6 protein-coding genes and 3 tRNA genes are annotated in these 6,060 nt (G+C 68.1%); 1 reads left to right on the top strand and 8 read right to left on the bottom strand.

Features of this window, described 5'->3' with window-relative positions; translation table 11 throughout:
• Positions 1 to 13: 13 nt before the first annotated feature.
• From ACFVJS_RS25780 to ACFVJS_RS25770, 3 genes are all read right to left on the bottom strand, one after another.
• A tRNA-Val gene (locus ACFVJS_RS25780) sits at positions 14 to 85 on the bottom strand.
• Between the two features lie 33 nt (positions 86 to 118).
• Positions 119 to 189 (bottom strand) — tRNA-Cys (locus ACFVJS_RS25775).
• A gap of 35 nt (positions 190 to 224) precedes the next feature.
• Positions 225 to 297 (bottom strand) — tRNA-Gly (locus tag ACFVJS_RS25770).
• A gap of 168 nt (positions 298 to 465) precedes the next feature.
• On the opposite strand from ACFVJS_RS25770, the gene ACFVJS_RS25765 reads away from it, so the two are divergent.
• Positions 466 to 1,287 carry an aminotransferase class IV gene (locus ACFVJS_RS25765; RefSeq protein WP_378886325.1) on the top strand — a complete coding sequence of 274 codons (822 nt, stop codon included), beginning with the start codon at positions 466 to 468 and terminating at the stop codon, positions 1,285 to 1,287.
• 116 nt (positions 1,288 to 1,403) lie between these two features.
• Here the strand turns inward: ACFVJS_RS25765 and ACFVJS_RS25760 are convergent, their stop codons facing one another.
• The 5 genes from ACFVJS_RS25760 to ACFVJS_RS25740 all read right to left on the bottom strand — a co-directional run.
• Positions 1,404 to 2,768 carry an OFA family MFS transporter gene (locus ACFVJS_RS25760; protein WP_378886323.1) on the bottom strand — a complete coding sequence of 455 codons (1,365 nt, stop codon included), beginning with the start codon at positions 2,766 to 2,768 and terminating at the stop codon, positions 1,404 to 1,406.
• Between the two features lie 189 nt (positions 2,769 to 2,957).
• Positions 2,958 to 3,395 carry an SsgA family sporulation/cell division regulator gene (locus ACFVJS_RS25755; protein WP_378886320.1) on the bottom strand — a complete coding sequence of 146 codons (438 nt, stop codon included), beginning with the start codon at positions 3,393 to 3,395 and terminating at the stop codon, positions 2,958 to 2,960.
• 101 nt (positions 3,396 to 3,496) lie between these two features.
• On the bottom strand, positions 3,497 to 4,405 hold the full coding sequence (locus ACFVJS_RS25750; RefSeq protein WP_378886327.1) for a 5'-3' exonuclease H3TH domain-containing protein: 909 nt from the start codon (positions 4,403 to 4,405) through the stop codon (positions 3,497 to 3,499).
• Between the two features lie 50 nt (positions 4,406 to 4,455).
• The gene (locus tag ACFVJS_RS25745; RefSeq protein ID WP_378886318.1) at positions 4,456 to 5,268 is read right to left on the bottom strand and encodes an ABC transporter permease; all 813 of its coding nucleotides are present in this window, start codon (positions 5,266 to 5,268) and stop codon (positions 4,456 to 4,458) included.
• A partial coding sequence (locus tag ACFVJS_RS25740) for an ABC transporter permease (protein WP_378886316.1) occupies positions 5,265 to 6,060 on the bottom strand: 796 nt, incomplete at its 5' end. The genes ACFVJS_RS25745 and ACFVJS_RS25740, both read right to left, overlap by 4 nt.

Genomic DNA, 6,060 nt, shown 5'->3' with positions numbered 1-6,060 from the left:
GAATTCGAACGTGTGGACGATACTGGGTTTGAACCAGTGACCTCTTCCGTGTCAAGGAAGCGCGCTACCGCTGCGCCAATCGTCCGTGGTTATTCAGTTATATCAGGGTGGTGCTTCGAGGTGGGTACGGGATTTGAACCCGTGTACACGGATTTGCAGTCCGTTGCCTCGCCTCTCGGCCAACCCACCGCTGGAGGCATTGCCTCCGGTGGAGACCTACTCCGAGCGGACGACGAGGCTCGAACTCGCGACCTCAACCTTGGCAAGGTTGCGCTCTACCAACTGAGCTACGTCCGCTTGTTGCTTCCGGCCCGGTTTCCCGTGCCCTTGGCGACGAGAAGAACATTAACGGAGCCGCACCCGGGGGACAAATCGGGGGTCACCTTCGTGTCATTCACCAACAGCCCCAGGAGTCCCATCGGCGCGCATTCCGGGCCCTGACCAGGGACGTCATAGGGTTGCCGCATGCGCGCGTGGATCGATGGTCAGCTTCTCGACAACCCGGCCGCTCCGGCGGTCTCCATCCGAGACCACGGTCTGGTGGTCGGCGACGGCGTCTTCGAGACGCTCAAGGTGATCGAGGACCAGCCGTTCGCGCTCGCTCTCCACCTCGACCGCCTCGAGCGGTCCGCGACCGGGCTCGGCCTGCCCGCTCTCGACCGCGGGTTCATCACCAAGGGCGTGGAGGCCGTGCTCGGGGCAGCCCCGACGGCGTACGGGCGTCTTCGGATCACCGTCACGGGCGGACCGGCGCCCTTCGGGTCCGGTCGCGTGGACGTCCCGCCGACGGTCATCATCGGCCTGGAGGACGCGGAGCCCAACCCCGCCGAGACCAAGGTCGTCAGCGTGCCGTGGCGACGCAACGAGCACGGTGCGACCAGCGGCCTGAAGACGACGTCGTACGCCGAGAACGTGATCGCTCTCGCCGAGGCTCGCAAGCACGGGGCCAGCGAGGCGATCTTCGCCAACACCGTGGGCGACCTGTGCGAGGGCACCGGGAGCAACATCTTCTACGTGCTCGACGGCGCGCTGAAGACGCCGACGCTCTCGAGCGGCCCGCTGGCCGGCATCACCCGCGCCCTGGTGCTGGAGTGGTTCGGTGCCGAGGAGACCGACGAGCCGCTGGCCGAGGTCGAGGAGTACGCCACGGAGGTCTTCCTCACCTCCAGCCTGCGCGACGTCCAGGCCGTGACGGAATGGGGCACGCGCACCCTCCCGCACGGCCCGGTGACCCAGGCGGCGCAGGAGGCGTGGCGTGCGAACGAGCCGAGCCTGCTCGGCCTCTGAATCCCGGCGAAACCGCGATCAGCCGGTGAAGAGCTGCGCCGCCCGGCGCAGCGTCTCGACGATCCCGTAGGCCAGCGGGATCCCGACCAGGGCCCAGGCGGCCGCGATCTTGGCGTTCATGCTGCACTCCTCTCGGACTCAGGGTGATCGGCGGACTTCGGCTCGTGGAACCTCTCCGGGACCTGGTGGACCAGGAGGTTGGCGATGAAGCCGATCGCCAGGAGACCGACCATGGTCAGCAGCGCCGGCCGGTAGGCGGCCGCGGTGAGAGTGCCGGGCTCGCCCTGGGCGTCGAGGAAGGCGTTGATGATGAGCGGCCCGGCGATCCCGGCCGCCGACCACGCGGTCAGCAGGCGGCCGTGGATGGCGCCGACCTGGAAAGTGCCGAAGAGGTCCCGCAGGTAGGCGGGGACGGTCGCGAAGCCGCCCCCGTAGAAGGACAGGATCACCACAGCGAGCAGCACGAACAGCGCCATCGAGGCGCTGCCGACCGTCGCCAGCAGCAGATAGAGGACCAAGCCGACGCCGAGGTACATCATGTAGATCGGCCTGCGGCCGATGACGTCGGATGTCGAGGACCAGATGAACCGGCCGCCCATGTTGGCGATCGAGAGCAGCCCGACGAAGCCGCCGGCCGCGACCGCGCTGACCGAGGAGACGCCGTCGGAGCGGAAGAAGTCCTGGATCATCGGGGCGGCCTGCTCGAGGATGCCGATGCCGGCGGTGACGTTGCAGAAGAGCACGATCCAGACCAGCCAGAACGACCGCGTCCGGATCGCGTTGTTCGCCGAGACGCTCGCGGTGGTGACGAGCTTCTTCTCGCGCACGCTGGCGGGGTCCCAGCCGGCGGGCGTCCACCCCTCCGGCGGGACCCGGACGGTGGCGGCACCGAAGGACATGAAGACCAGGTAGATGACGCCCAAGGTGAGGAAGAGCATCATCACCGCGTGGCCGTCGGGAACGGTGGTGGCGTCGCCGGTGTAGGACGGGTCGTAGAGCGCCAGCAGCCGGCCGCTCAGCGGGCTGGCGATCATCGCGCCACCGCCGAAGCCCATGATCGCCATGCCGGTGGCCAGGCCGGGCCGGTCCGGGAACCACTTGATCAGCGTGGAGACGGGGGAGATGTAGCCGATGCCGAGCCCGATGCCGCCGATGACGCCGTAGCCGAGGTAGACCAGCCACAGCTGGCCGGTGCCGATGCCTAGAGCGCCGATGAAGAAGCCGGAGGCCCAGAAGACCGCGGCCGCGGTCATCGCCGCGCGGGGACCGTTGCGGTCGACCCAGGTGCCCATCACCGCGGCCGAGAGACCGAGCATCACGATCGCGATCGAGAAGATCACGCCGATCGCGGTCTGGCTCGAGTCGAAGTGCTCCACCAGGGCGGTCTTGTAGACGCTGGTGGCGTACACCTGGCCGATGCAGAGATGGACGGCGAGAGCGGCGGGCGGGATGAGCCAGCGGCTGAAGCCGGGACCGGCCACCGTTCGCTCGCGAGAAAGAAAAGCTGGCAGCACTGTGACCTCCGAGGGGGTGCGGGTGACGCACATCACTACCACAGTTGATGTGGCAACGGCGAGGGATCTCTTCCGGCCAGCGAAAGCACGCACCCTCCCGTCCCGGACTTCCGGGACGGGAGGGTGCGCTGACGAATGAGCAGGCGGGCGGAGTGCCTACTCAGCGTCGAAGGAGCTGCCCAGCAGATCCGCGATCAGCGCGTCGAGATCCATGTGCTGGCTCTCCGAGCCGACCGGGACGGCCGAGAAGGACTTGCCGAGGAACGTCTGCACCTCGCCGGAGTCGGCAGTCGCGATCAGGCGGCCGTCGGGGGAGCTGAAGTCGAAGACGGCCACCGCCTTGGCATCCTCGTCGATGCTCGGGTAGATCTTCACGTCACCCTCGCCGGCCGGGGCCGACAGGCCCTGCAGCATCAGGGTGCGGGACACGACCCACTCGACGTCGCCGGCGCTGGAGTGGAAGGTCAGGCTCACCGCGTACGGGTCGTTCTCGCGGTAGCCGAGGGTGGTCGGCACCTCCACCGTGCGACCCCAGGGGTCGAGGCACGAGATCTTGATGTCCTGCTGCACTGCCGGGTGCTTGATGTCGCTCATTCGTCCGCTCCTTCTTGGTGGTCTTGCCAAGGAGACGGAGCCGTACGCGGCTGATGATGCCGTTTCTACGAACTTTCTGGACGAAGTTGTGGAGACCTGGATCACACCCGCGCGAGAGCGGCTTCTAGGCGGGCGACGGGGGAAGCCAGGTTGTAGGCCGCAGCCAGCTCGTGCAGGCGTTCCGGGTCGGCCGGAGCACTCGGCAGTGCGGTCCGGCTGCGGTCCAGGTCGAGGTCGCGCGCCACCGCCACGACCTTCGGCGCCACGGCCAGATACGGGACCGCGTCGATGAACTTCTGACGCTGCGCCTTGGTGAGGGACGTGGTCGGGTCGGCGACGGCGGCGACGATTCCCTCCAGGTCGCCGTACTGCTCGAGCAGCTTGGCCGCCGTCTTCTCCCCGACGCCCTTCACGCCCGGCAGACCGTCGGACGTGTCACCACGCATGGTCGCGAAGTCGGCGTACTGTGCCGCGGTGATGCCGTACTTGGCGAGCACCCACTTCTCGTCCACCAGATCCGGATCGCCGACGCCGCGGGTCGGGTAGAGGATACGTACGCCGGCAGCGTCGTCGACCAGCTGGAAGAGGTCGCGGTCGCCGGTGACGACGTCGACCGGCATCCCCGCGCCGGTGGCGAGGGTGCCGATCACGTCGTCGGCCTCGTAGCCGTCGGCGCCGATGACGCAGATCCCGGCCGCCGCGAGCACCTCGCGGATGATCGGCACCTGGACCTGCAGCGGGTCGGGGACCTCCTCCACGTCGGGCGCGGTCTCGAGCTCCTCGACGACCCGGTGCGCCTTGTAGGACGGGATCAGGTCGACCCGCCACTGCGGACGCCAGTCGTTGTCCCAGCAGCACACCAGGTCGGTGGGGGAGTAGTCGTTGACCAGCCGGGAGATGAACTCCAGCAGACCGCGGACGGCGTTGACCGGGGTGCCGTCCTCGGCCTTGATGTCGGGCACACCGAAGTAGGCCCGGAAGTAGAGCGACGCGGTGTCCAGCAGGAGCATTCGAGGTTCAGCCACGCTGTGCACATTATCCGCTGACGCGGAGGGGCAGCCTAGTGAATCGCCCTCGTCGTGTCCGTCGGGTCGGACGAGAGTCGCTGAGCGAGCCAGATCGGCGCGACCGAGACGACGATCATGACCACAGCCACCACGTTGACGATCGGCGCCTGACCGGGGCGGAACAGGTTGGTCAGGATCCAGACCGGCAGGGTGGTGACACCGGGGCCGGCGGCGAACGTCGTCACGATGATCTCGTCGAAGCTGAGCGCGAACGCCAGCAGCCCACCTGCCAGCAGGGCCGAGCGCAGCTGGGGGAGGGTGACCAGCCGGAAGGTGGTCCACATCCCCGCCCCGAGGTCGGCGGAGGCCTCCTCGAGGTTGCCGCCCATCCGCCGCAGCCGGGCCTGCACGTTGTTGAAGACGGTCACGATGCAGAACGTCGCGTGGGCCACCACGAGCGTGAAGAACCCCAGACGTACGCCGAGGATCGACGAGAACGCGTTGGACAGTGCGATGCCGGTGACGATGCCGGGCAGGGCGATCGGGAGCACCACCAACAGGTTCACGGTGTCCTTCCCGAAGAAGGAGTAGCGCTGCATCGCCAGGCCGAGCAGCGTGCCGAGCACCAGCGCGAGCACGGTGGCGCAGGCCGCGACCGTGAGCGAGGTGAGGATCGCGTCGCGGGCTCCAGGGTTGACCGCCGCCCGCTGCCACCACTGCGTGGTGAAGCCGCTGGGCGGCCAGGTCAGCGCCTGGGAGGTGTTGAACGAGTTCACCACGACCAGCGCCAGCGGTGCGTAGAGCACCGCGAGCACCAGGCCGGTCACCACGGCGAGCAGGCGCCGGGTCGATCGCGAGATGGTCATAGGTTCTCCAGAGCTCCGGTCCGGCGCACCAGCGCCAGATAGATCATGATCACGGCGATCGGGATGAGCGCGATCGCGGCGGCCAGCGGCAGGTTCGACCCCGAGTTGATGTAGACGAGGTTGCCGAGCATCTGGTTCGCACCGCCGACGATGTTGACCGTGATGTAGTCACCCATGGTCAGCGAGAACGAGAAGATCGACCCTGCGACCAGCCCCGGCACCACCAGCGGCAGCACCACGGTGCGGAACGTCAGCGCAGGCCGGGCGCCGAGGTCACCGGCGGCGTCGAGCAGCGAGTCGGGGACACGTTCGTAGGCCGCGTAGACCGGCAGGATGACGTACGGTAGCCAGATGTACGCCTGGGTGAGCACGATCGCGGTGAAGCCGAATCCCGGCGAACCGAGACCGACCAGACCGCCGGCCCAGTCCAGCAGGCCGCCGTTGGACAGCAGCGATCGCCAGGCGAGCGCCTTGACGAGGTAGGACGCCCACAGCGGCATCAGGAACGCGATCACCAGCAGGTGACGGGAGCGCCGGGAGGCGACCTTGGCCATGTAGAAGCCGACCGGCAGCGCGATCGCGCAGTCGATCAGCGTCACCAGGAGCGCCACCCCGAGGGTGCGCAGCGTGACGGTCCGGTAGAGCGCCTCGCCGGTGATCTCGCGGACGTTGTCGAGGGTGAAGGTGCGCTCGAGCTCGTTGGTGAAGGAGTCGATCGTCCAGAACGCCGTCACCAGCAGGGCCGCGAGGGCGACGACATAGACGAGCACGAGCCAGGTGAGGGGAGCGGCC

The sequence above is a fragment of the Nocardioides sp. NPDC057772 genome (assembly GCF_042798075.1).
In the GTDB taxonomy this organism is placed as follows: Bacteria; Actinomycetota; Actinomycetes; order Propionibacteriales; family Nocardioidaceae; genus Nocardioides.
This window is presented reverse-complemented; position numbering and strand designations above follow the sequence as displayed.

Bases quoted from the DNA above. Each gene is read 5' to 3' on its own strand.
- ACFVJS_RS25765 (WP_378886325.1), top strand. From the start codon at position 466: ATGCGCGCGTGGATCGATGGTCAGCTTCTCGACAACCCGGCCGCTCCG.
- ACFVJS_RS25755 (WP_378886320.1), bottom strand. From the start codon at position 3,395: ATGAGCGACATCAAGCACCCGGCAGTGCAGCAGGACATCAAGATCTCG.
- ACFVJS_RS25750 (WP_378886327.1), bottom strand. From the start codon at position 4,405: ATGCTCCTGCTGGACACCGCGTCGCTCTACTTCCGGGCCTACTTCGGT.
- ACFVJS_RS25745 (WP_378886318.1), bottom strand. From the start codon at position 5,268: ATGACCATCTCGCGATCGACCCGGCGCCTGCTCGCCGTGGTGACCGGC.